The organism is Burkholderia sp. 22088, assembly GCF_052045915.1.
Classification (GTDB): domain Bacteria; phylum Pseudomonadota; class Gammaproteobacteria; order Burkholderiales; family Burkholderiaceae; genus Burkholderia; species Burkholderia cepacia.
The window spans coordinates 56788-78597 of record NZ_JBQEPY010000029.1 but is presented as its reverse complement, the minus strand read 5'-3'; the positions used below and the strand labels follow the sequence as shown (position 1 = coordinate 78597).

General features: G+C 68.0%; 16 protein-coding genes. 10 read left to right on the top strand and 6 right to left on the bottom strand.

Features of this window, described 5'->3' with window-relative positions; translation table 11 throughout:
* Positions 1-375: 375 nt before the first annotated feature.
* The 3 genes from ACTJLD_RS38965 to ACTJLD_RS38955 all read left to right on the top strand — a co-directional run bounded on the left by ACTJLD_RS38965 (position 376) and on the right by ACTJLD_RS38955 (position 4146).
* Positions 376-1938: a sensor domain-containing diguanylate cyclase gene (locus ACTJLD_RS38965; protein WP_059693233.1), complete on the top strand. Its 1563-nt coding sequence runs from the start codon at positions 376-378 to the stop codon at positions 1936-1938.
* 148 nt (positions 1939-2086) lie between these two features.
* The gene (locus tag ACTJLD_RS38960; RefSeq protein ID WP_027790219.1) at positions 2087-3472 is read left to right on the top strand and encodes a cache domain-containing protein; all 1386 of its coding nucleotides are present in this window, start codon (positions 2087-2089) and stop codon (positions 3470-3472) included.
* A 29-nt stretch (positions 3473-3501) separates the two neighbouring features.
* A complete protein-coding gene (locus ACTJLD_RS38955; RefSeq protein WP_027790218.1) occupies positions 3502-4146 on the top strand; it encodes a response regulator in 645 nt (214 codons plus the stop codon).
* Between the two features lie 49 nt (positions 4147-4195).
* Here the strand turns inward: ACTJLD_RS38955 and ACTJLD_RS38950 are convergent, their stop codons facing one another.
* Complete coding sequence (locus ACTJLD_RS38950; protein WP_440661441.1) at positions 4196-5719, bottom strand: MFS transporter; 1524 nt, start codon at positions 5717-5719, stop codon at positions 4196-4198.
* A 144-nt stretch (positions 5720-5863) separates the two neighbouring features.
* On the opposite strand from ACTJLD_RS38950, the gene ACTJLD_RS38945 reads away from it, so the two are divergent.
* The 5 genes from ACTJLD_RS38945 (at position 5864) to ACTJLD_RS38925 (ending at position 12060) form a co-directional block, all read left to right on the top strand.
* A complete protein-coding gene (locus ACTJLD_RS38945; RefSeq protein WP_060083896.1) occupies positions 5864-6505 on the top strand; it encodes a TetR/AcrR family transcriptional regulator in 642 nt (213 codons plus the stop codon).
* Positions 6506-6779: 274 nt separating this feature from the next.
* Positions 6780-7328, top strand: a complete 549-nt coding sequence (locus ACTJLD_RS38940) for a fimbrial protein (protein ID WP_027790215.1) — start codon at positions 6780-6782, stop codon at positions 7326-7328.
* 89 nt (positions 7329-7417) lie between these two features.
* A complete protein-coding gene (locus ACTJLD_RS38935) occupies positions 7418-8191 on the top strand; it encodes a fimbria/pilus periplasmic chaperone (RefSeq protein WP_060174092.1) in 774 nt (257 codons plus the stop codon).
* A gap of 72 nt (positions 8192-8263) precedes the next feature.
* Positions 8264-10891, top strand: coding sequence for a fimbria/pilus outer membrane usher protein (locus ACTJLD_RS38930; RefSeq protein ID WP_440661439.1), 2628 nt, complete (start codon positions 8264-8266; stop codon positions 10889-10891).
* Between the two features lie 32 nt (positions 10892-10923).
* A complete protein-coding gene (locus tag ACTJLD_RS38925; RefSeq protein ID WP_230952120.1) occupies positions 10924-12060 on the top strand; it encodes a fimbrial protein in 1137 nt (378 codons plus the stop codon).
* Positions 12061-12230: 170 nt separating this feature from the next.
* Here the strand turns inward: ACTJLD_RS38925 and ACTJLD_RS38920 are convergent, their stop codons facing one another.
* Entirely contained in the window at positions 12231-12827 is a 597-nt protein-coding gene (locus ACTJLD_RS38920) for an MlaC/ttg2D family ABC transporter substrate-binding protein (RefSeq protein ID WP_027790211.1), read from the bottom strand.
* A gap of 323 nt (positions 12828-13150) precedes the next feature.
* On the opposite strand from ACTJLD_RS38920, the gene ACTJLD_RS38915 reads away from it, so the two are divergent.
* Both ACTJLD_RS38915 and ACTJLD_RS38910 read left to right on the top strand, forming a co-directional pair.
* Positions 13151-15784 (top strand): MMPL family transporter, encoded by a 2634-nt coding sequence (locus tag ACTJLD_RS38915; protein ID WP_027790210.1) that lies wholly within the window; start codon positions 13151-13153, stop codon positions 15782-15784.
* Positions 15777-16736, top strand: coding sequence for an MlaA family lipoprotein (locus ACTJLD_RS38910; RefSeq protein ID WP_059693247.1), 960 nt, complete (start codon positions 15777-15779; stop codon positions 16734-16736). The genes ACTJLD_RS38915 and ACTJLD_RS38910 overlap by 8 nt, the downstream gene beginning before the upstream one ends.
* A gap of 137 nt (positions 16737-16873) precedes the next feature.
* On the opposite strand, the gene ACTJLD_RS38905 is transcribed toward ACTJLD_RS38910, so the two are convergent.
* Genes ACTJLD_RS38905 through hpnD form a run of 4 tightly spaced genes read right to left on the bottom strand, consistent with a single transcriptional unit; the run spans position 16874 to position 21686 of the window.
* Entirely contained in the window at positions 16874-17557 is a 684-nt protein-coding gene (locus ACTJLD_RS38905; protein WP_119337568.1) for a phosphorylase, read from the bottom strand.
* 24 nt (positions 17558-17581) lie between these two features.
* Positions 17582-19555, bottom strand: a complete 1974-nt coding sequence (shc, locus tag ACTJLD_RS38900; RefSeq protein ID WP_021161397.1) for a squalene--hopene cyclase — start codon at positions 19553-19555, stop codon at positions 17582-17584.
* Between the two features lie 15 nt (positions 19556-19570).
* Complete coding sequence (gene hpnE, locus ACTJLD_RS38895) at positions 19571-20824, bottom strand: hydroxysqualene dehydroxylase HpnE (protein WP_060083902.1); 1254 nt, start codon at positions 20822-20824, stop codon at positions 19571-19573.
* 13 nt (positions 20825-20837) lie between these two features.
* Entirely contained in the window at positions 20838-21686 is an 849-nt protein-coding gene (gene hpnD, locus ACTJLD_RS38890; RefSeq protein WP_027790206.1) for a presqualene diphosphate synthase HpnD, read from the bottom strand.
* Positions 21687-21810: the final 124 nt, after the last annotated feature.

The following is a 21810-nucleotide window of genomic DNA, read 5'->3' as shown; positions in this document are numbered from 1 at the left end:
CGCGCCGCGGTTTCGCCGCTCATGCCGTACAGCCTTGCGCTGGAACGCTTTGCCGGATATTCGCAAGCCCGGGAATTCACTGAAATTTGATCCGGATCAACGGCCCGCAACATTTTCCGCGCGCGCGAACGCGCGCGTTATACTCCGTTGAATTCGCACTGCCCGATTCCTCGGATCGTTGAATCGGCGTAGATGTCACCAGTAAATGCTCGATTTACCGGTATATCTGGCCGCGATTCCCGGTAATCAGTGTCCATTTTCTCGCCGGCCGGCAAGAAGGCGTCGAATGGACGCGTGGCGGATCGCCGCCGCCACGTCATACGAACAATCGCATCGGCCCGCCGCCCGGCGGCAATGCCCATCGATCCACGGACCATGGCAGAAACCGATTACGCAGTGCCCAGCGAATCCGGCCTGACGAGCCGTGTCGCCGCACATCTGCGCCGGTTCCTGCTGCCGCACCTGATCTTCTATACCGGGCTGCTGATCGCGCTGCTCCTGCTGTCCCTGTGCGGGATCGTGCTGTACGAAGGCCGCATCGACGCGCGCGACCGCTCGATCTCGATGCAGCAGAATCTCGCGCTGATGGCGTCGTGGGACATCGAGCGCAACATCGAGATCTATTCGCTGTCGCTGCAGGCCGTCGTCGAAGGCGAGAACGACCCGGATGTCGTCAAGCTGCCGATGCCGCTGCGCCGCCAGGTGCTGTTCGACCGTGCGACGACGGCCAAGTACCTCGGCGGCATCTATGTGCTCGACGCGAAGGGCGACATCGCGGTCGACGGCAAGAGCGACGTGCCGCGCAAGGCCAATTTCGGCAACGAGCCGTACTTCACGATGCACCGCGACCACCCCGACGTCGGCCTGTACGTCAGCCCCCCGTATCATTCGCGCTTGCGCGGCGGCTCGCCGAGCATCGCGCTCAGCCGGCGGATCACGGAGCCCGACGGCTCGTTCGGCGGCGTCGCCGTGATGTCGATCCGGCTCGAATATTTCCAGAACCTGTTCTCGCGGCTGTCGCTCGGCGATCGCGGCTCGATCGCGCTGATCAACACCGACGGCAAGATGGTCGCGCGCGAGCCGTACGACCCGAAGATCGTCGGCCGCGACATCAGCCACGCCAGCACGTTCCGGCGGTTCATGACCGCCAACGAAGGCAGCTTCGCCGATACCGCGTCGATCGACGGCGTGCGCCGCCTGTACGTGTTCCGGCATCTCGAGCACCTGCCGCTCATCATCATGGTCGCGCGCTCGGAAGCGGATACCTACGCCGCGTGGTACGACCGTGCGATTCCGATCGGCTCGGCGATGGTCGCGCTCGCGATCGGCTTCGTCGGCCTGTCGCTGCTGCTCGACGTGCAGCTGCGCAAGCGCCACCGCGCGGAAACCGAACTGCAGGCGCTCGCGCGCACCGACGGCCTCACGGGCCTCGACAACCGCCGCATGCTCGACGTCACGCTCGCACGCGAATGGCGCCGGGCCGCGCGCTCGCAGCACGCGCTGTCGCTGCTGTTCATCGACGTCGACTACTTCAAGCGCTACAACGACACCCAAGGGCACCAGGCCGGCGACGACGCGCTCGCCGCGGTCGGCCACTGCATCGCCGGCTGCCTGCGCCGCCCGGCCGATTACGCGGCGCGCTACGGCGGCGAGGAGTTCGTCGTCGTGCTGCCCGACGTCGATACGGACGGCGCGGCGTCGATCGCCGAGACGATCCGCACCGGCATCCTCGATCTCGGCATCCGGCACGACGCCGGGGCGACCGGCCGCCTGACGGTGAGCATCGGCGTGACGACGAGCTATCCGGAACACGACGACGACATGCAGGCCGCGCTGAAGCTGGCCGACGACGCGCTGTATCGCGCGAAGGAAGGCGGGCGCAACCGCATCGTCGTGCACGCGGCCCCCTCCGGCGGCCTCGCGGCGCGGCGGGCCTGAACGGGCCGCCGCCGGGCGCCGGCACGGCGGCCGGCCGGCCACTGTCGCCGCCCGCGCGCAAAATCGCCGACAATGTCGCCTCGACACGCCGCCGCGCGGCTGCCTGGCCCGGCCGGCCCGCGCGGGTGCGCGGCCGCTTCGCACCACCATGAGACTCAAGGCAAAGATCTTCCTTCTGGCCATCGTGCCGTTCCTGCTCGCGATCGCCGGCATCGGTTTCGGCGTGCGCCAGCAGGCGACGTCCCTCGCGCGCACGCAGCACGCGACGATCCAGGCCGCGTACATGTCGAGCAAGGAGGTCGAGCTCAAGCACTACGTCGAGCTCGCGACGAGCGCAATCATGCCGCTCTACGACGCGAGCGGCCGCAACGCGCGCGACGACGCGCTGCTGCGTACGCAGGCGCTCGCGATGCTGCAGAAGATGGATTTCGGCCCGGACGGTTACTTCTTCGTGTACGACCTGCACGGCAATTCCCTGATGCATCCGCGCGAGCCCGAGCGTGTCGGCCACAACTACTGGTCGATGCGCGACCCGCAGGGCGCGCTGACGATCCAGAAGCTGATCGGCGCGGCGTCGAGCGGCGGCGGCTACGTGCGCTACGCGTGGCAACGGCCGTCGACGGGCCGCGTCGCGCCGAAGCTGGGCTACGTCATCGCGCTCGAACGCTGGGGCTGGATGGTCGGCACCGGCATCTATCTCGACGATGTCGACACCGCGCTGCAGCGCATCGACGCGCGCGCGTCCGCGAACATCGAGCGCACGATGAGCTGGCTCACCGCAATCGCGCTCACGGGGGCGGCCGCGATCGCCGTGTGCGCGCTGGTGCTGAACGTCAGCGAGTCGCGCAGCGCCGACGCGAAGCTCAAGCTGCTCGCGCAGCGCGTCGTCGAATCGCAGGAACAGGAGCGGGCGCGGCTGTCACGCGAGCTGCATGACGGGATCAGCCAGATGATGGTATCGGCGAAGCTGATGCTCGAATCCGCGCTCGCGCGCTTCGAACGCGGCACCGCGCGCATGCCCGAGGCCGAGCAGGCGCTGACATCGGGCGTCGTGCGGCTCGGCGACACGCTGCGTGAAGTGCGGCGCATCTCGCATGCGCTGCGCCCCGCGATGCTCGACGATCTCGGCCTCGCGGCGGCGCTCGAGCAGCTGGTGCGCGAGCTCGGCGCCGAAAGCGGCATCGACATCGGTTACACGCAGGTCGCGCACAGCGGCGCGCGGCCGCTGCCCGCGGCGGTCAACACCGCGCTGTTCCGGATCGCGCAGGAAGCGTTGAGCAACATCGTGCATCATGCGCGGGCGTCGCGCGCGGCCGTCACGCTCGACGTCGGTGCGCAATCCGTCACGCTGACCATCGCCGACAACGGCTGCGGCTTCGACGCCGAGCGCTCGCAGGCCGACGTGCGCCACGGCATCGGCCTGCGCAACATGCGCGAGCGCCTCGACGCGCTTGGCGGCACGCTGACGATCACGTCGCAGGTCGGCCATACGATCGTCGCCGCGCGCGTGCCGCTGCCCGGCGCCGCGTCATGACGCGCCCCATCACAGGAGACCTTTCACGCATGAGCGCCCCCGACACCGCCCGGCCCGTCGCCCGACTGCTGCTCGTCGACGATCACCCGCTCGTGCGCGACGGCTTGCGGATGCGGCTCGAAGCGGCCGACCTGTCCGTGGTCGGCGAAGCCGGCAACGCCGACGAGGCGCTCGCGCTCGCCGCGTCGCTCGAACCCGATCTCGCGCTGATGGACATCGGCATGAACGGCATGAACGGCATCACGCTCGCGGGCGTGTTTCACGAACGCTTTCCGGGCATCCGCGTGCTGATGCTGTCGATGCACGACAACGTCGAATACGTGACGCAGGCCGTGCGTGCCGGCGCGAGCGGCTACCTGCTGAAGGATTCGCCCGCGAGCGAGATCGTGCGCGCGATCGGCACGGTGCTGGCGGGCCAGACGTTCTTCAGCGAAGGGCTCGCCGCACGGATGATCCACGCGAGCACGACCGCGTCGCCGCTCGACCGGCTCACGCCGCGCGAACGCGACATCCTCGACGCGCTGGCTGAAGGGCTGTCGAGCAAGCAGATCGCGCAGCAGACGGGGCTGTCGGTGCGCACGGTCGAGACGCACCGGCTCAACCTGAAGCGCAAGCTGGAGATCGAGGGGCAGGCCGAGCTGATCAAGTTCGCGGTCGAGCATCGGCGAAGGTAGGTCGGCGCCGCGGTCTGCCGCAAAAGGCTCGGCCGGCCGGCAAGGCATATCAATCCGGCCGTGAAGACGTCATACACGCCGCCGCCGCGCGCCCCGATTGCTTCTTCGTTTCACGCCGCATCGTCAGCATCACCGCTACACCCACACTGAGGATTCCGGAACACAGGACCGCGATCGAAAACCCGTGCGCCATCGCATCCCGATACGCGCCAAGCAGCGCCGGCTGTCCCGCCGCAAACACATGCTCCATCACTGCCTGCCGCGCCAGCGTATCCGCTTGCGCGCTGCCGGCCGCTTGCATCGCGGCCGTCATCCGGTGCAGCGCACCGACGCTCATCATGCTGCCGAGCACCGCGATGCCCATGCTCATCCCCGTCTGGCGCAACGCGTTCATCGTCGCCGACGCCATGCCCGCACGCTCGGCCGGCGCGAGTTCCATTACGGTCATGCCGGTCGCGGGCACCGCGAGCCCCATGCCGACCCCGAGCACCGCCAGCGCGATGCCGACCGGCACATACGGCGTTCCCGCACCGAAGCCCGCCATGACCGCGAGCATCGCGCCGACCAGACCGTACCCGGCCACCATCAGCCCGTGCAACGGAATGCGCGCCGCGATGCGCCCGAACAGCATCGACGTGACCGCCGTCATCACGAACTGCGGCATCAGTTGCCAGCCGGCGGCGGCGGGCGTGCGCCCCTGCGCCTGCTGCAGGAACAGCGACAGGAAGAACAGGCTGCTGTACCCCGAGAACCCGAGCACGAACGACGCGAGATTGGCGCGCACCAGCCGCCGGTCGCGAAACAGCCAGACCGGCAGCAGCGGCCGCTCGACGCGCGTTTCGACACGCACGAACACGACGAACGCCACCGCGGCGCCCGCGAGCGGGACGAGCACCTTCACGTGCGACGCGCCGGCTTCGCCGATGCCGATCAGCCCGTAGGTGAGCAACCCGAGCCAGGCCACGCTCAGCGCCTGGCCGAGCGGATCGAACGCCGCGTGCTGCGGATGCCGGCGCTCCGGAATGCCCCACGCGCCGAGCAGCACGGTCACGATGCCGATCGGCACGTTGACGAGGAAGATGTCCTGCCATCCGCCATGCTCGACGAGCAGGCCCCCTACCAGCGGCCCGAGGATCAGCGCGAGCGCGCTGAACGCGGACCATCCGCCGATCGCGCGGGCGCGCTCGCGCGCATCGGGAAACGCATGCGTGAGGATCGGCATCGCGCCCGGTATCAGCAACGCGCCGGCGAGCCCCTGGATCGCGCGCCCGATCAGCAGCGGCTCGAGCCGGCTCGCGCATGCGCAGACCACCGACCCGGCCGTGAACAGGACCACGCTGGCGAGCCACACGCGCTTGTGTCCGTAGCGATCGCCGAGCGGGCCGGCCGACAGCATGAACGCCGACAGCGCGAGCGCGTACGCGTTGACGACCCACTGAAGGCCGCCGATGTCGGTATCAAGCGCCGTCTGCAGCGTCGGCAACGCGACGTTGACGATGCTGATGTCGAGCGTGGCGAGAAAGGTGCCGAGACAGGCGGCCAGGACGAGTGCGGCGCGACGGTAGCGAGGCATGGCGGTCGGCCCTTCACGGGCACGAAGATGAGAATGATTCGCATCATATATACCGACTGACCGTCGGTCAATGGATTGCGTTGGCCGTGAACGGGGCGCTGGCCTAAACTGCGGGCTTTGCACGAACGGGCGTCGAGCCGCGCGATGACGGACAGGACAAAGGCAGGAACCACGACAGGAAAGGACGACGCGCCGGCGGGCAAGCTGCCGCGCACGAAGCCGGCGGAAGTGCGCCTCGAGGAGCTGATGGCCGCGGCCGAAAGGCTGTTCCTCGCGCAGGGCGTGGAAGCGACGACCATCAGCGAGATCGTCGAGCACGCGCAGGTGGCGAAGGGCACGTTCTACCACTACTTCGAATCGAAATCCGACATGCTCGCCGCGCTCGCGCAGCGCTACACGGCGTCGTTCCTCGACCGTTTGCAGCACGCCGTGGACGCGTGCGACGCCGACGACTGGCTCGCGCGCCTGCGCGCGTGGATCCGCACCAACATCGAAACCTACGCGGCGACCTACCGCACGCACGACATCGTCTACGCGAATCACCATCACCACGATCGCGCGAATGCCGACAAGAACGCGATCCTCGAACAGCTCGGCGAGATTCTCGACGGCGGCGCACGGGCCGGCACCTGGCGGCTCGCGCACCCGCAGGTCACCGCGCTGCTGATCTATGCGGGCGTGCACGGCGCGACCGACCACATCATCGCGGCGCCGGAAACGGATCGCACCGCGTTCGTCGACGCGGTGGTCGACGATTGCCTGCGGATGCTCGGCGCCGGCACCTGACGCACGGCAACGAACCAGGCACCCGAGGGCGAATGCCGTTCAGTCACGCTGAACGGCATTTTTCATTGGTGCCACCGCGAAGTGACAATTGTTCATCTTACGAATTGTTGACGCCAGTAGGATTCGTTCTGTCCAAGTGTAACCAAGCCGAAAACATAATATTCGGCCGTGTGATGCCTTTTCGGGTCGCCGTTGGATGTCGCGTCGCGCTGTCAACGGATATCGCGTCGGCGTCGTATCACCATCCAGATCGATTCTTTCTGAAACCAAAAACATGCAAACCAAACTCATTACCGCCGTGTTGTTCGTGGCTGCAGCCACTGCGTCGCAAATCGCATCCGCAGCCGACGGCACAATCACGTTCAACGGCAGCGTTACCGCGCAAACCTGCACGATCAACGGCAACGGCAGCGGCTCGAACAACTTCAATGTGCCGCTGCAATCGGTGGCGACCAGCGCGCTGGCCGCCGCAGGCCAGTGGGCCAACCGCACGCCCTTCAACATCGCGCTGACGGCCTGCACGCCGGCGTCGGGCAACGTCCACACCTACTTCGAACCGGGCCCGACGGTCGACACCGCCACCGGCAACCTGATCCTGGCCGCCGGCGGCGCGACCAACGTCGAGATCCAGCTGCTGAACGGCGACGGCACCTATTCGCCTATCAAGATCGGCGCAGCTGACGCCTCGCAAAACTCGAAGTCAGTCGCAATCAGCTCGACCGGCACCGCCACGCTGAACTACTACGCGCAGTACTTCGCAACCGGCGCTGCAACGGCAGGCGCGGCGACGTCGAGCGTGATGTACTCGCTCGTTTATCAGTAACCAATCACTTAGTTATACATAGCAAGAGCGGGCGGAGCGGCACGACGTCGCTCCGCCCCTCGTGCTCGCTACCTGCATCGATCTCCATCATGAAGCTTCGAAACACCCTCCGGCGCGCGATCGCCACCGCATGCGCCGCATGGCTCGGCTACCTGGCAACGCCCGCCGATGCATCGGTGGTGATCGGTGGCACGCGCGTAATCTATGCCGCGAGCGAATCCGAGGTCACGCTCAAGCTGTCGAACGCCGGCCAGTCGCCCGCGCTCGTGCAGTCGTGGGTCGATACAGGTGACGTGCGCGGCGCGCCGTCCACGACCAAGGTGCCCTTCACCGTCACGCCGCCGATCTCGCGGATCGATCCGTCCAAATCGCAGACGCTGCGCATCGTCTACACCGGCGAACCCATGCCGCAGGATCACGAGTCGGTGTTCTGGCTCAACGTGCTCGAGGTGCCGCCCAAGCCGAGCGCGGCGGACGCGGACATGAACCGTATCCAGCTCGCATTCCGTTCGCGCATCAAGCTGTTCTATCGTCCGGAAAAACTCGCGGGTTCATCGGCCGATGCGCCGGCGCAGCTCACCTGGCGGCTCACACAGGCCGACGGCAAGCCGGCCATCGAGGCGCACAACCCGACGCCGTTCCATGTGTCGCTGACCACGATCAGCGTGCAGTCGGGCGGACGCAGCGCAATCTTCGACGATGGCGGCATGGTCGGGCCGGGCGAGACGCGCGCCTTCCCGCTGAAAGGCGATGTGCCCGGCTCGGCCGGCGCCAGCGTGCGTTACACGACGCTGAACGACTACGGCGGCTCGGTCATCGGCGAGACGCCATTGCGGTCAGACACCGCCGCACCGTCGCGATGATGCGCGACTGACTCTCTTCCATTGCGCGAGGCGCGGGTAGCGCGCCACGTCCTTTCCACAGCAAGACCAAGCATGCCCGCCCGGGCAGGGCGGAGGCTTGCTCACGCTCAGGTGCCTATCGTGATCCAACGTCTTTCGAGTTTGCCGCCATTCGTGCGCTGGCGCCCGCGCCCGTGCTTCCTGCTCGCGCTGTCGGTGTTCGCGTCGACGGGCGCGATGGCGCAGACCACAAGCGCCACACAGGTGGCGGAAGTCCAGTTCGACGACCTGTTCCTGCAGCGCCCGGGCGGCACGCGGGTGGACGTCAGTCGCTTCGAAAAAGGCAATGCCGCGGCGCCGGGTTCGTATCGCGCCGACCTGTACGTCAACACGAACTGGATCGGTCGTACCGCGATCACGCTGCGCCAGGTGGGCGACAGCCGAAACAACGTCCAGCCCTGCTTCGATCGCGAGCTGCTGCAGCAGGTCGGGGTGGATCTCGCGAAGCTGTCGCCCGAAGCGACGCTCATGTTGACGGACTCGAACCATGCCTGCGCGACGATCGGCATGCTGGTGCCGGACGCCGTCGCCACTTTCGACAATGGCGAGCAGCGGCTCGACGTCAGCATCCCGCAGGCCTCGTTGAGCCGCGCGGCGCGCGGCTACGTGGATCCGCGCTACTGGGACGAGGGCGTGCCGGCTGCGCTGCTGTCGTACAACGGCAACATCTACCGCGCCGACAACCAGGGCGCCTCGTCGACCCAAGCCTACCTGGGCCTGACCGCCGGCCTGAACGTCGGGCCCTGGCGCTTCCGCCACAACGGCAACACCACCTACGACACGCACGGCGGCACGCACTACCAGAGCGTGCAGACCAGCCTGCAGCGCTCGATCGCGCGCCTGAAGGCGCAGCTCGTGATCGGCGACGCGTTCACCGACGGCACGATGTTCGACAGCGTGGGCTTTCGCGGCGTGCGGATCGCCAGCGACGAGCGCATGTATCCGGAATCGCAACGCGGCTATGCGCCGACCATCCACGGCATCGCCAACAGCAATGCGCTGGTGCAGGTGCGCCAGAACGGCAACATCATCTACAGCGCCACCGTCGCGACCGGCCCGTTCGAGATCGACGATCTCTATGCGACCGGTTATGGCGGCGACCTCGACGTCATCGTGACCGAAGCCGACGGCAGCATCCACACCTTCAAGGTGCCGTATGCGTCGGCCGTCAGTTCGCTGCGGCCCGGCATCACGCGTTTCAGCGTGACGGCCGGCCAGTACCGCAGTCCGCTGCTGTCGAGCAAGCCCGCGCTGTTCCAGGCGACCGTACAGCACGGTTTCACCAACCTGATCACCGGCTACGGCGGCATGACGGCCGCGCCCGGCTACCTGGCAGGCCTGGCCGGCGTCGCGCTCAACACCGGGCTGGGCTCGTTCGCGCTGGACATCACGCAGGCCAACACCGATCTGCCCGGCCTGGGCACGCGCCACGGCCAGAGCGTGAAGCTCTCGTACAGCAAGCTGATCAGTCCGACCAATACCAATATCGCGGTGGCCGCCTATCGTTATTCGAGCAGCGGTTACCTGGGCCTGCAGGACGCCATGCAGTTGCGCAGCCAGCAGACCGGCGGCGTGAACGGCCTGCTGTCGGGCGGCGTGCGTCGCGGTCAGTTCCAGGTCATGCTGAACCAGGGCCTGCCGGAAGGCTGGGGCTCGTTCTACCTGTCCGGCTCGACCGTCAATTACTGGAATCGCAGCGGCAACGACACGCAGTTCCAGGCCGGCTACAGCAACAATTTCCGGCGCATCAACTACGGCGTGTCGGTCGCGCGCCAATTCGACGCGACGCAAAACCGCTGGGACAACCGCTTCATGCTGAACGTGTCGATCCCGCTGAACCTCGGCTCGCGCACGTTGTACTCGTCGACCAGCCTGCAACACGACAGCCATGGCGCAACCCTGGTCCAGCAGTCGCTGACCGGCTCGCTCGGCATCGACAACGCGCTCAGCTATGGCGTGAACGTCGGCCATACCCGCGGCAGCGGCACCGGGGCGACCGCCAACGTCGGCGGCAACGTGTCCTACATGTCGCCGTATGCGACCTTGTCGGGCAACGCTTCGAAGGGCACCGGCTTTACGCAGTACGGCGGCGGCATCTCGGGCGGTATGGTGGCCTATGCCGGCGGCGTGGCCTTCACGCCGACCATGGGCGAGACGATGGCGATCGTCGAGGCCAAGGACGCAAACGGCGCACGCGTGACGGCCGGCAGCGGCCTGCGCATCGATCGGTTCGGTCATGCACTGGTGTCGACCCTGACGCCGTTCTCGACCAACGAGGTGGAAATCGATCCGAAGGGCGTGCCGATGAGCGTCGAGCTGAAATCCAGCGCGCAGCACGTCGCGCCGACCGCGGGTGCGGTGGTGCGGCTGAAGTACGAGACCGAGGGCGGCGGACGCGCGGTAATCATGCGCGCGCGCATGGCCGATGGTGAGCCGGTTCCGTTCGGCGCGGAGGTGAGCGATACGGCGGGGCAGAACGTCGGCACCGTCGCGCAGGATGGCCGCGTCGTGCTGCGCGGCGTGAAGACGGATACCGGCACGCTGAAGGTGAAGTGGGGCGACACGGATGGCGATCACTGTTCGCTCTCCTACACGCTGCCAACGGAAAACAAGACGAGCAAGCAACGCTGGATCGACGCGGAGGCGGTATGCACGAAATAAGCGCAGCGGATGCGATGAACCTGGGAAAGAAGATGAACAAGAACGAAAAACCGGCCGCGACGCGCCGGCAGGCGAAATCGGCACGCGGCTGGGGCCGCGTGGTGTTCTGGCTGCTCGCGCTGGTAGCGTTGATGCCTGGTCTGGGTTCGCGTGCCGCGTTTGCGCAGAGCGCCAGTTGCACGGGCACGGCACAGACGGTGACGATCTCGATGCCGGCTTCGGTGACGATCCCGCGCGACGCAGCGATCGGTACGGTGCTGACGACCTGGGCCAGTACTCCGGCCACCACCAACTTCTATAGTTGCCTCGTGTCGGGTTCTGCATTCTCGGGTATGGCCTTCGAAGCGCTGTCGATGACCAAGGCCGGCATGACGGTGGCCGGGCCGAATGGTGTGGCCTATACGGTCTGGAATACCAATGTGCCGGGCGTCGGTGTCGCGATCGGCGTGCGTTCCTATGCGAACGGTTGTGGATGGCAGCCATGGGACGATCTCGGCACGCCGAGGCCGCCGCTACCCAGCCCTTGGGCTGGGTGGGCCTGTAACCAAAACGGTACGAACAGTTTGGTCACCAACGGCGGCCAGGTTCAGGTGGCGCTGGTCAAGACCGGCGCCATCACGGCGGGCACGGTGACGGGCGGCGTGCTGTTCGAGGGAGCGCCCTCGACGGGGGGAGCAAACATCAACGGCCCGTTTGCGGTCTCCGCTTCGAGCCACGTGTCGTATTCGCTGACCTCGACCATCGTCAATGTCGCGGCGTGCACCACGCCGAACGTGACGGTCAACATGGGCTCGCCCATGCAGTCGGAATTCACGGGCATCGGCTCGACCAACAAACAGGCCGTCTCGCTCAACGTGGCGGTCAACGCCTGCCCGACAGGCCTGAACTCGATCCAGTACCAGTTCATCCCGGTCAATGCCGTCCTCGACAGCACCAACGGCGTGCTGGCGCTGTCGAGCGGTTCGACGGCCACCGGTATCGGCCTGCAACTGAAGGACGGCAACGGCAACGCGCTGAAATACAACACGCAGTACACGCTGACGAGCTACAGCAAATCGACCGGCGGCTCCTACACGATCCCGCTCACGGCCAGGTACTACCAGACGGCCGCGAAGGTCACAGCCGGCAGCGCAAACGCCGTGCTGACCTTCACCATGACGTATCAGTAGGCCGCGCACAGCGAGCCTCGATGTGTGCGAAGGCGGTGTGGACTTGCGCGGTCACGCCCGGACGTGCGGACGCGTCGGTCGTTCGACTGCCCACCACGCCCCAGGGTAAATAAACAAGGGCGCCCGAGGGCGCCCTTCATGCATCCGGATTCCGAACCGCGCGGCGGCGGTCAGTTCGTCCGCGAATTGTGTTTCTGCAGATACGCGATCAGGCCGTCGATCCCGCCCGATGCGAGCTGGCTCTTGAACTGGCCCTGGTAGACCTGGATCAGCCACGCGCCCGACATGTCGATGTCGTAGATCTTCCAGTCGTTGCCGACCTTGCCGAGACGATAGCCGACCGACTGGCTGTCGCCCGGCGTCGTGACCGTCGACTGCACGAGCGCGTCGGCGCCCGACGCGCCGCCGGCCTTGAACGAGAACTTCGCGTCCTGGCTGCCGAGCTGCGCGAGCGACGCGGCGTAGGTGCGCGTCATCAGCAGCTTGAACTGCTTGTAAAGCTCCTGCTGCTGTTGCGGCGTGGCCTGCTTCCACGCGTCGCCGACCGCGATGCGGGTCGTGCGCTCGAAGTTGGTCGCGGGCAGGAAGCGCTGCTCGACGACCGCCGAGACCTTCGCCATGTCCCCGCCGCGCGCGGCCGGATCGGCCTTCATCGCGTTGACGGTACCTTCGACCGCATTGCGGACGATATCGACCGGCGCGCTCTGCGCAAAAGCGGAAACCGACACGGCGGCCGCCGCGACGAAAGCAAACAGATGACGTTTCATACGAATATCGCTCGATGAGAAAAAACGACCGGTTCATTGCACCGGCCGACGAAGCAAAGTATACCGGGCCCGACGCCTCGGTGCGCCGCCGTGACCGACTGTTACCTTTCAGGTTCCTTTGTCACAGGCGCGCGGCGGCGCGACGACGCAGCGCGGCGCCGATTATGTAAATATCCCCTTACAAACCGGCGAGCCATCGGCATCGATTCCGCCGTCGCGAACAAATCTCCTTCCCGCCCCGAAACCCCCAACGTCACGACCGCCGCCACGCCGCGCCGGTATACTTGGCTACTTTGCCCTTGCCAGCCGCTCCCCACCGCCACATGGTGACATCTCTCATCGTCCGACTCGTTGCATGGTCGGTGCGCCGCCCCGTCTGGGTCGTCGTCCTGTCGCTCGTCATCGCCGCGCTCAGCGGCGTCTATGTCGCGCAGCATTTCAAGATCAACACCGACATCAGCAAGCTCGTCGATGCCGAGCCGCAATGGGCCGCCCTCGGCCAGGCCGTCGACAAGGCGTTCCCGCAACGCAACGGCACGATCCTCGCCGTCGTCGAGGCGCCGGCGCCCGAATTCGCGAACGCCGCCGCGCATGCGCTGACCGAAGCGCTGCGCAAGGATGCCGACGCCGGCCGCATCGGCCAGGTCGCCGAGCCCGGCGGCGGGCCGTTCTTCGAGCACAACGGGCTGCTGTTCCTGTCGCCGCAGGAGGTCACGGATACCACCTCGCAGCTCGCGAGCGCGCGCCCGCTCGTCAACGAACTCGCGAAGAACCCGAGCCTGACCGGGCTCGCGACCACACTCTCCACCACGCTCGGCCAGCCGCTCCTGACCGGCCAGGTGAAACTGCCCGCGATGGCGAAGCTGCTCGCACGCAGCGCCGCGACGGTCGACGACGTGCTGGCCGGCAAGCCGGCCGCGTTCTCGTGGCGCGCGCTGGTCGACAACGATGCCGCGCGGCAGCCCGCGCGCGCGTTCGTCACCGTGCAGCCGGTGGTCAACTACGGCGCGCTGAAGGCCGGCGCGGAAACCAGCCAGGTGATCCGCGACGCGGCCCGTTCGCTCGACCTCGAGAAGCGCTACGGCGCCGCCGTGCGCCTGACCGGCGAACAGCCGCTCGCCGACGACGAATTCGCGTCCGTCGAAGATGGCGCGGCGCTCAACGGCGCGCTCACGCTGCTCGCCGTGCTCGTCATCCTGTGGCTGGCGCTGCGCTCGAAGCGAATGATCGGCTCGGTGCTCGTCACGCTGTTCGTCGGCCTCGTCGTGACCGCCGCGCTCGGCCTCGCGATGGTCGGCTCGCTGAACATGATCTCGGTCGCGTTCATGGTGCTGTTCGTCGGCCTCGGCGTCGACTTCTCGATCCAGTACGGCGTGAAATACCGCGAGGAGCGCTTCCGCGATCCGCGCATCGATCACGCGCTGATCGGCGCCGCGCACTCGATGGGCATGCCGCTCGCGCTGGCCACCGCGGCCGTCGCGGCGAGCTTCTTCTCGTTCATTCCCACCGCCTATCGCGGCGTGTCCGAACTCGGCCTGATCGCGGGCGTCGGGATGTTCGTCGCGCTGCTGACCACGATCACGCTGCTGCCGGCGCTGCTGCGCCTGTTCGCGCCGCCGGGCGAATCGAAGACGCCGGGCTTCCCGTGGCTCGCGCCGGTCGACGACTACCTCGATCGCCATCGCAAGCCGATCCTGATCGGCACGCTCGTGGTCGTGATCGGCGCGCTGCCGCTGCTCGCGTTCCTCCACTTCGACTTCAACCCGCTGCACCTGAAGGATCCGCACAGCGAATCGATGGCGACACTGCTTGCGCTGAAGGATTCGCCGGAAGCCGCCGTCAACGACGTCACGCTGCTCGCGCCGTCGCTCGCCGATGCCGACGCGGCCGCGAAGCGCCTCGACGCACTGCCTGAAGTGGGCCGCACGACCACGCTGTCGACCTTCATCCCCGCCGACCAGCCGGCCAAGCGCGCGGCGATCGCCGCGGCCGCGAGCGACCTGCTGCCCGCGCTGACGCAGCCGGCCGCGCCGCCCGCGACCGACGCGCAGCGCGTCGCCGCGCTCAAGCGCGTGTCGGACCTGCTGAGCTACGCGGCCGAAGATCATCCGGGCCCGGGCGCGGCCGCCGCGCAGCACCTGTCGGCCTCGCTCGCGAAACTCGCCGCCGCCGACGCCGCGACGCGCGACCGCGCCGAGCGTGCGTTCTCCGACACGCTGCGCATCGCGCTCAACCAGCTCGCCTCGCTGCTGCAGCCGCAGGACATCACGCGCGAATCGCTGCCGCCGCAGCTCGTGCGCGACTGGGTCGCACCGGACGGCCACGCACTCGTGCAGATTTCGCCGAAGGTGCCGAAGGGCGTCGACCCGAACGACGACACGATGCTGCGCCGCTTCGCGAAGACCGTGAAGGCCGCGGAGCCGGGCGCGACCGGCGGGCCGATCTCGATCCTGCATTCGGCCGACACGATCATCAACGCGTTCCTGCATGCGGCACTGTGGTCGATCATCTCGATCACGATCCTGCTGTGGGTCACGCTGCGCCGCTTCGGCGACGTGCTGCGCACGCTGGTGCCGCTGCTCGTGTCGGGCATCGTGACGCTCGAACTGTGCGTCGTGCTCGGCATGTCGCTCAACTTCGCGAACATCATCGCGCTGCCGCTGATGCTCGGCGTCGGCGTCGCGTTCAAGGTGTATTTCGTGATGGCGTGGCGCGGGGGGCAAACCGGGCTGCTGCACTCGAGCCTCACGCACGCCGTCCTGTTCAGCGCCGCGACGACGGCGACCGCATTCGGCAGCCTGTGGCTGTCGCACCACCCGGGCACGTCGAGCATGGGCAAGCTGCTCGCGCTGGCCCTGACCTGCACGCTGATCGGCGCCGTGGTGTTCCAGCCCGTCCTGATGGGCAAACCGCGCGTCAAACGCGCCAAGAACCAATCGCAAGGAATCAATGAATAAGGTGCGAATCATTGCGGCGACCGTTGCCGCCAGCGCAGTGCTGACCGGCTGCGCGACGGGACCGAACCGCAACCCCAACGACCCGCTCGAGCCGATGAACCGGGCGATGTACAAGTTCAACGACACCGTCGACACGAACATCGCCCAGCCGATCGCGAAGGGTTACCAGAAGGTCACGCCGACGCCCGTGCGCACCGCGATCAGCAACTTCTTCTCGAACCTCGGCGACCTCGGCAACATCGCGAACAACCTGCTGCAGTTGCGCATCACCGACGCGACGCAGGACTTGATGCGCGTCGCGATGAACTCGCTGTTCGGCGTCGCCGGCCTGATCGACATCGCGACGCCGGCCGGGCTGCCGAAGCATCACCAGGATTTCGGCCTGACGATGGCGCGCTGGGGCGTGCCGTCGGGCCCGTACCTCGTGCTGCCCGTGTTCGGGCCGAGCACGTTCCGCGACGGCGTCGGCCGCGCGGTGGACGTGCGCTTCAACCTGCTCAACTACATCGAGCCGGCCGCGCGCAACCCGATGTACATCGCGCAGTTCATCAGCGCGCGCTCGGACCTGCTCGGCGCGACCGACCTGCTGAAGCAGGCCGCGCTCGATCCGTATTCGTTCGTGCGCGACGCGTACCTGCAGCAGCGCAAGTCGCTGACGTATCGCAGCCAGTCGTCGTCCGCGACGCTGCCGACCTACAACGAACCGGGTGAATCGGGCGCCGTGCCGGCCGCGACGCCTGCCGTGCCGGGGTTGCCGAACTACGAGGATCCGGGCGAGTCGGGCGGTACACCGGGCGCTGCGCCGAACAATGCACCGGCCGCGCCGGGGCTGCCGCAGTACGACGATCCGGGTGCGGACGGTGCGATGCCGGCGAGCACGCCGGCTGCTGCGCCTGCCGCGGCATCGGCAACCGCGCCGGCAACGCCTGCGAGCAGTCCGGCCGCGCAGTAACGCTGCAACGGCTACCGCCGCAAGGAAAAAGAGCGCTGCAGTTCAAATCTGCAGCGCTCTTTTTTTGTCCGCTATTTGTCCGCGAGAAACGGAAGGAAAGCCGGGAAGGGAAGGGTGAGAAGAGCGGCGAACGCCGCTCAGACAATCCGCATCGCGCCCGCACGCTCGAATGCGTGCCGCGCCTGGATCAGCGTCGTGCGCGCCGCGCGCGCGTCGCTGGCCACCTGCAGCAGCGGGCCGAGCTGCGACGGCTGCTTCAGCAGCTCACGCAGGATCGGCAGAATCGCCGTGCTGCCGTCGTCGCGCAGGCCGGCCGTCGCCGCGCTGGGCAACGTGCGCCACGCCGGATCGACGATCGCGCGGCACACCGCGAACGGCACACCGCGCGCCGCCGCGAAGGCCGCCGCGATATGCGACTCCATGTCGACGGCGAGCGCGCCCTTCGCGCGATGCAGCGACGTCTTTTCCTGTTCGCTGACGACCGGTGCGCTCACGGCTGCGATCGTGCCGCGCGTGACGCGCGCCCACACCGGCGTGTCGTGCAGCGCGGCGACGAGCCGCGTGCTCCAGCGCGTATCGGTCTCGACGCGGCCGAACGGCCCGTCGATCGCGTTCGCGATCACGAGCGCACCGGGCGCCAGGTCGGGCGCGAGCCCGCCCGCGGTGCCGAAGCTCACGATGCCCGCGCAACCGCGCGCGGTCGCCTCGGTCAGCGCGCGTTCGAGCCGGTCGGCGCGCGCGGCGAAGACCGCTTCGACGCCGTCGCCGCGCGCAATGCGCGCCTCGAACGCCATCCCCGTCACGGCGATGACGGGCAGCATGCCGGTGGATTGCGTCGCCACGCGTTACAGCCCGAACGTGACGCGCGTCGTGTTGTCGCGCTTCAGGTTGCGATAGCGCGCGAGCGCCCACAGCGGGAAGAACTTGCGATAGCCGTGGTAGCGCAGGTAGAACACGCGCGGGAAGCCCGTCGCCGTGAAGCGCGCTTCGTCCCACAGGCCTTCTTCGTTCTGGTTGGCGATCAGGTAGTCGACACCGCGCGCCACCGCCGGGTTGTTCACCTCGCCGGCCGCCATCAGGCCGAGCAGCGCCCAGGCCGTCTGCGACGCCGTGCTCGGCGCCTGTTCGAAGCCGCGATAGTTCAGCTTGTAGCTGTCGCCGTCCTCGCCCCAGCCGCCGTCCTTGTTCTGGATCGACAGCAGCCACTGCGCGCCGCGCTTCATGCGCGGATCGTCCGGCGTCAGGCCGGCCGCGTTCAGCGAGCACAGTGCCGTCCACGTGCCGTACACGTAGTTCATCCCCCAGCGGCCGTACCAGCTGCCGTCCGGTTCCTGCTCCTTGAGCATGTAGTCGAGCGCGCGGCGCGCCGGCTCGCTGTTCAGCGGCGTCTCGCCGAGCTGCGCCAGCATCGACAGGCAGCGGCCCGACACGTCGGCCGTCGGCGGATCGAGCAGCGCGCCGTGATCCGAGAACGGGATGTTGTTCAGGTAGTACTGCGTGTTTTCCGGTTCGAACGCGCCCCAGCCGCCGTCGCTGCTCTGCATCCCGACGACCCACTCGCGCGCGCGTGCGATCGAATCGCGATACGCGTCGTTCTGCCGGAGTTTCTGCGCGCGATCCATCGCCACCGCGACCACCGCCGTATCGTCGACGTCCGGGTAGTGCGCGTTCGCGTACTGGAAAGCCCAGCCGCCGGGCCGCACGTGCGGGCGGCGCGAGATCCAGTCGCCGCGCACGTCGAGGATCTGCAGCGGACGCAGCCATTCGAGGCCGCGCAGCACGGCTTCCTCGGCCCGCGCGTCGCCCGTCTCGAGCAGCGCATGTGCGGCGAGCGACGTGTCCCACACCGGCGACAGGCACGGCTGGCAATACGCTTCGTCGTCGTGCACGACGAGCAGCTTCTCGATCGACTTGCGTGCGATCGCGCGGTTCGGATGATCTTCCGCGTAGCCGAGCACGTCGTACATCATCACCGCGTTGGCCATCGCCGGATAGATCGCGCCGAGGCCGTCCTCGCCGTTCAGGCGCTCGTCGACGAACGAGACGGCCTGGCGGATCGCGCGTTCGCGCGTGTAGTTCGGGAACAGGCCGTCAGCCGCGCGCAGCGCATGGTCGACCACGCGGAAGAACGCGAACCAGCCGGGGCTCTGGTGACCCTGGCGCGGCAGCAGCCCGGCGTTGACGGGCGGATCGATGAACAGCTCGTCGATGCGCACGCCGCGCGGGTTCTTCGCGAGCGGGCGCTTCGCGTTCAGCACGAGCAGCGGCACGATCACGGTGCGCGCCCAGTACGACACCTTCGACAGGTGGAACGGGAACCACTGCGGCAGCAGCATGATCTCGACCGGCATCATCGGCACCGCGCGCCACGGAATCGCGCCGTACAGCGCGAGCTGGATGCGCGTGAACACGTTCGACATCTCGGCGCCGCCCATCGCGTGGATCGCGCGGCGCGCACGCTGCATGTGCTCGGCGTTCTCGTCGTCGCCGATCACCTTCAGCGCGAAATACGCCTTCACGCTCGCGCTGATGTTCGGCGCGCCGTCGGTGAACAGCGGCCAGCCGCCGTCGGCCTGCTGGATGCGGCGCAGATACTTGCCGATCTTCTGTTCGAGCTCGACGTTCGGCGTCTCGCCGAGATAGTGGACGAGCAGCACGTATTCGGCGGGAATCGTCGAATCGGCTTCGAGTTCGTAGACCCAGTGGCCGTCCGCGTTCTGCGCGGCCAGCAGCGCGTCGGTCGCACGCGCGACGGCCGCATCGACGCCGGCCGGCACGGTGCCGGCGGACAAGGTAGCCATTTCGGTGAGATCGTTCATCGGTCCCTCTGTTGCTTACTGTGTCTGGAGCACGTCCGCGGCCAGCTGGCCGGAGCGAATCGCGCCCTCGATCGTGGCGGGCAAGCCGGTGGCAATCCAGTCGCCCGCCAGCACGAGATTGGTCCAGCGCGTACGCACGGCCGGACGTTTCATTTCCTGCGACGGCACCGCCGCAAAGCCCGCGCGCGGCTCGACGACGAGCTGCCACGCGGGGATGGTTTCCGGGTTCGCGCCCGTCACGCGCGCGACGTCTTCCCAGATGCGCCGCGCAAGCGTGTCGCGCGGCGTGTCGAGCCAGCGGCCGGCGTCGCGGATCGTCGCCGCGAGCTGGCCGCCGCCGGTGCGCACCGCATCGACGACACCGTTCACGACTGCCGTCTGCAACGGCGTGCCGGCCGGCGCCTCGATCGCGAAATACGCGGTCACGACCGCGCTGAACGTGTCGGGCGCGGTGAGCTCGGGCACGAGCGGCTGCGCGACCTCGGGCGGCACGGCCAGCACGACGGCGTCGCCCGGTGCGAGATCGATCCGCTCGCCGCCGACCGAGATCGCATCGACCGCATTGCCGTGCGCGCCGAATTCGAGCGCGTCGAGCCGCGAGTTCAGCCGGATCTGCGCGCCGCCGTGCTGCAGCATCCGCAGCGCCGGTTCGACGAATGCGCTGCCGAGACCATCGCGCGCGACGAGCGGACGGCAGCCGGGGCCGCCCGCGGCAAACGTGCCGCACAGCGCCGCACGCGCGAGTTCGGCGCTCGCGTGGCGCGGCTCGACGTTCAGCACACCGAGGAAATACGGCCGCAGCCAACGTTCCCACAGCATGCCGTCGCATCGCATCGTCTGTGCGAGTGAGCGGCCCATGCGCGCGAACGCGAGCGGGGCGAGCGCGAGGTAGTCGAGCGGCGTCGTGCCCGGCGCACGCGATGCGGCATCGAACAGCCACGACGGCCAGCGCCCGTCGCCGAAGCGCAGCGTCCAGCGCTGCTGCGACGCGACGTCGACGACCGGGAATTCAGGCAGCGCGGGCCCCGCGAGCCGGTCGGCCGCGCCGATCGCACGCAGGTAGCGCTGCGTCGCGGGCTGTCCCGCGAACACCGTGTGCAGCCCGCTGTCGAGCGTCGTGTTCAGCGTCCCGTCGAACCATGAGCGGCAGCGGCCGCCCGCATGCGCGTGCGCGTCGTGCAGCACGATGCGCCGCCCGCGGCGTTGCAGCTCGACCGCGGCCGACAGGCCGGCAAGGCCGGCGCCGATCACGTGGACGGTCCTGGGCATCGACTCGGTCGACTCAGAACAGCGCGTAGCGCGCGGCGATCATCAGCATGCGCGCCTTCGGCTTGCGCAGCGGCGCGCGCGGGAAGGCGAAGCCGCGTGCGATCGCGGCTTCGAGAATGCAGCGATACGCCCCCGACATGATGCGCGGCGCCTTCACCTGCGCACGCGGGCACGTATCCATCACCGCGTCGGCCTGGCGGAAATGCTCGAGCGCGCGCTCGACGAGCGTCGCGCACACGCGCGGCAGCGCCGGATCGCGCACGATCGTCGCCGGGTCGGTAATCGCGATGCCTTCGCGCGCGAGCAGCTCGCGCGGCAGGTAGCAGCGGTTGATCGCCGCATCGTCGTCGATGTCGCGCAGGATGTTGGTCAGTTGCAGCGCGCGGCCGAGGTGATGCGACAGCTTGATCCCTTCGGCTTCAGGCATCCCGAAAATCCTCACCGACAGACGGCCGGCCGCGCTCGCCACGCGATCGCAGAAGAGGTCGAGCGTCGGCTCGTCGGGCGCGCAGATGTCTTCGACCGCGTCCATCGCCATCCCGTCGATCATCGCGTGGAAATCGTCGCGCTGCAGGTTGAATGCACGGATCTCGCGGTCGAGCGCGGCCAGGTGGCGCGGCGGCCGGCCGGCGTAGCATGCGTCGATGTCGGCGCGCCAGCGATCGAGGCCCGCATTGCGCTCGGCGCGCGGCAGGTCGCTGTCGGCGATGTCGTCGACCGCGCGGCAAAACGCATAGACCTGGAACATCGCATCGCGCTGCACGGCCGGCAGGATGCGCATCGCAAGATAGAAAGAACTGCCCGATGTGACGGCAGCGGCGTCGGTTTCTTGTTCGTCCACGACGGAATTGGAAACGGCCAAGACAAGCTCCACGGAGACACCCACGCGGGGCGATTGAAGAAGCCATGCCCGGCTGGGATGGTCAGGGCGTCAAATGCGTGCGAGATATGCGAACGATCGACGCAGACAGGCACAAATTACCGGC

Bases quoted from the DNA above. Each gene is read 5' to 3' on its own strand.
- ACTJLD_RS38965 (WP_059693233.1), top strand. From the start codon at position 376: ATGGCAGAAACCGATTACGCAGTGCCCAGCGAATCCGGCCTGACGAGC.
- ACTJLD_RS38960 (WP_027790219.1), top strand. From the start codon at position 2,087: ATGAGACTCAAGGCAAAGATCTTCCTTCTGGCCATCGTGCCGTTCCTG.
- ACTJLD_RS38955 (WP_027790218.1), top strand. From the start codon at position 3,502: ATGAGCGCCCCCGACACCGCCCGGCCCGTCGCCCGACTGCTGCTCGTC.
- ACTJLD_RS38950 (WP_440661441.1), bottom strand. From the start codon at position 5,719: ATGCCTCGCTACCGTCGCGCCGCACTCGTCCTGGCCGCCTGTCTCGGC.
- ACTJLD_RS38945 (WP_060083896.1), top strand. From the start codon at position 5,864: ATGACGGACAGGACAAAGGCAGGAACCACGACAGGAAAGGACGACGCG.
- ACTJLD_RS38940 (WP_027790215.1), top strand. From the start codon at position 6,780: ATGCAAACCAAACTCATTACCGCCGTGTTGTTCGTGGCTGCAGCCACT.
- ACTJLD_RS38935 (WP_060174092.1), top strand. From the start codon at position 7,418: ATGAAGCTTCGAAACACCCTCCGGCGCGCGATCGCCACCGCATGCGCC.
- ACTJLD_RS38930 (WP_440661439.1), top strand. From the start codon at position 8,264: ATGCCCGCCCGGGCAGGGCGGAGGCTTGCTCACGCTCAGGTGCCTATC.
- ACTJLD_RS38925 (WP_230952120.1), top strand. From the start codon at position 10,924: ATGAACAAGAACGAAAAACCGGCCGCGACGCGCCGGCAGGCGAAATCG.
- ACTJLD_RS38920 (WP_027790211.1), bottom strand. From the start codon at position 12,827: ATGAAACGTCATCTGTTTGCTTTCGTCGCGGCGGCCGCCGTGTCGGTT.
- ACTJLD_RS38915 (WP_027790210.1), top strand. From the start codon at position 13,151: ATGGTGACATCTCTCATCGTCCGACTCGTTGCATGGTCGGTGCGCCGC.
- ACTJLD_RS38910 (WP_059693247.1), top strand. From the start codon at position 15,777: ATGAATAAGGTGCGAATCATTGCGGCGACCGTTGCCGCCAGCGCAGTG.
- ACTJLD_RS38905 (WP_119337568.1), bottom strand. From the start codon at position 17,557: ATGCTGCCCGTCATCGCCGTGACGGGGATGGCGTTCGAGGCGCGCATT.
- shc (WP_021161397.1), bottom strand. From the start codon at position 19,555: ATGAACGATCTCACCGAAATGGCTACCTTGTCCGCCGGCACCGTGCCG.
- hpnE (WP_060083902.1), bottom strand. From the start codon at position 20,824: ATGCCCAGGACCGTCCACGTGATCGGCGCCGGCCTTGCCGGCCTGTCG.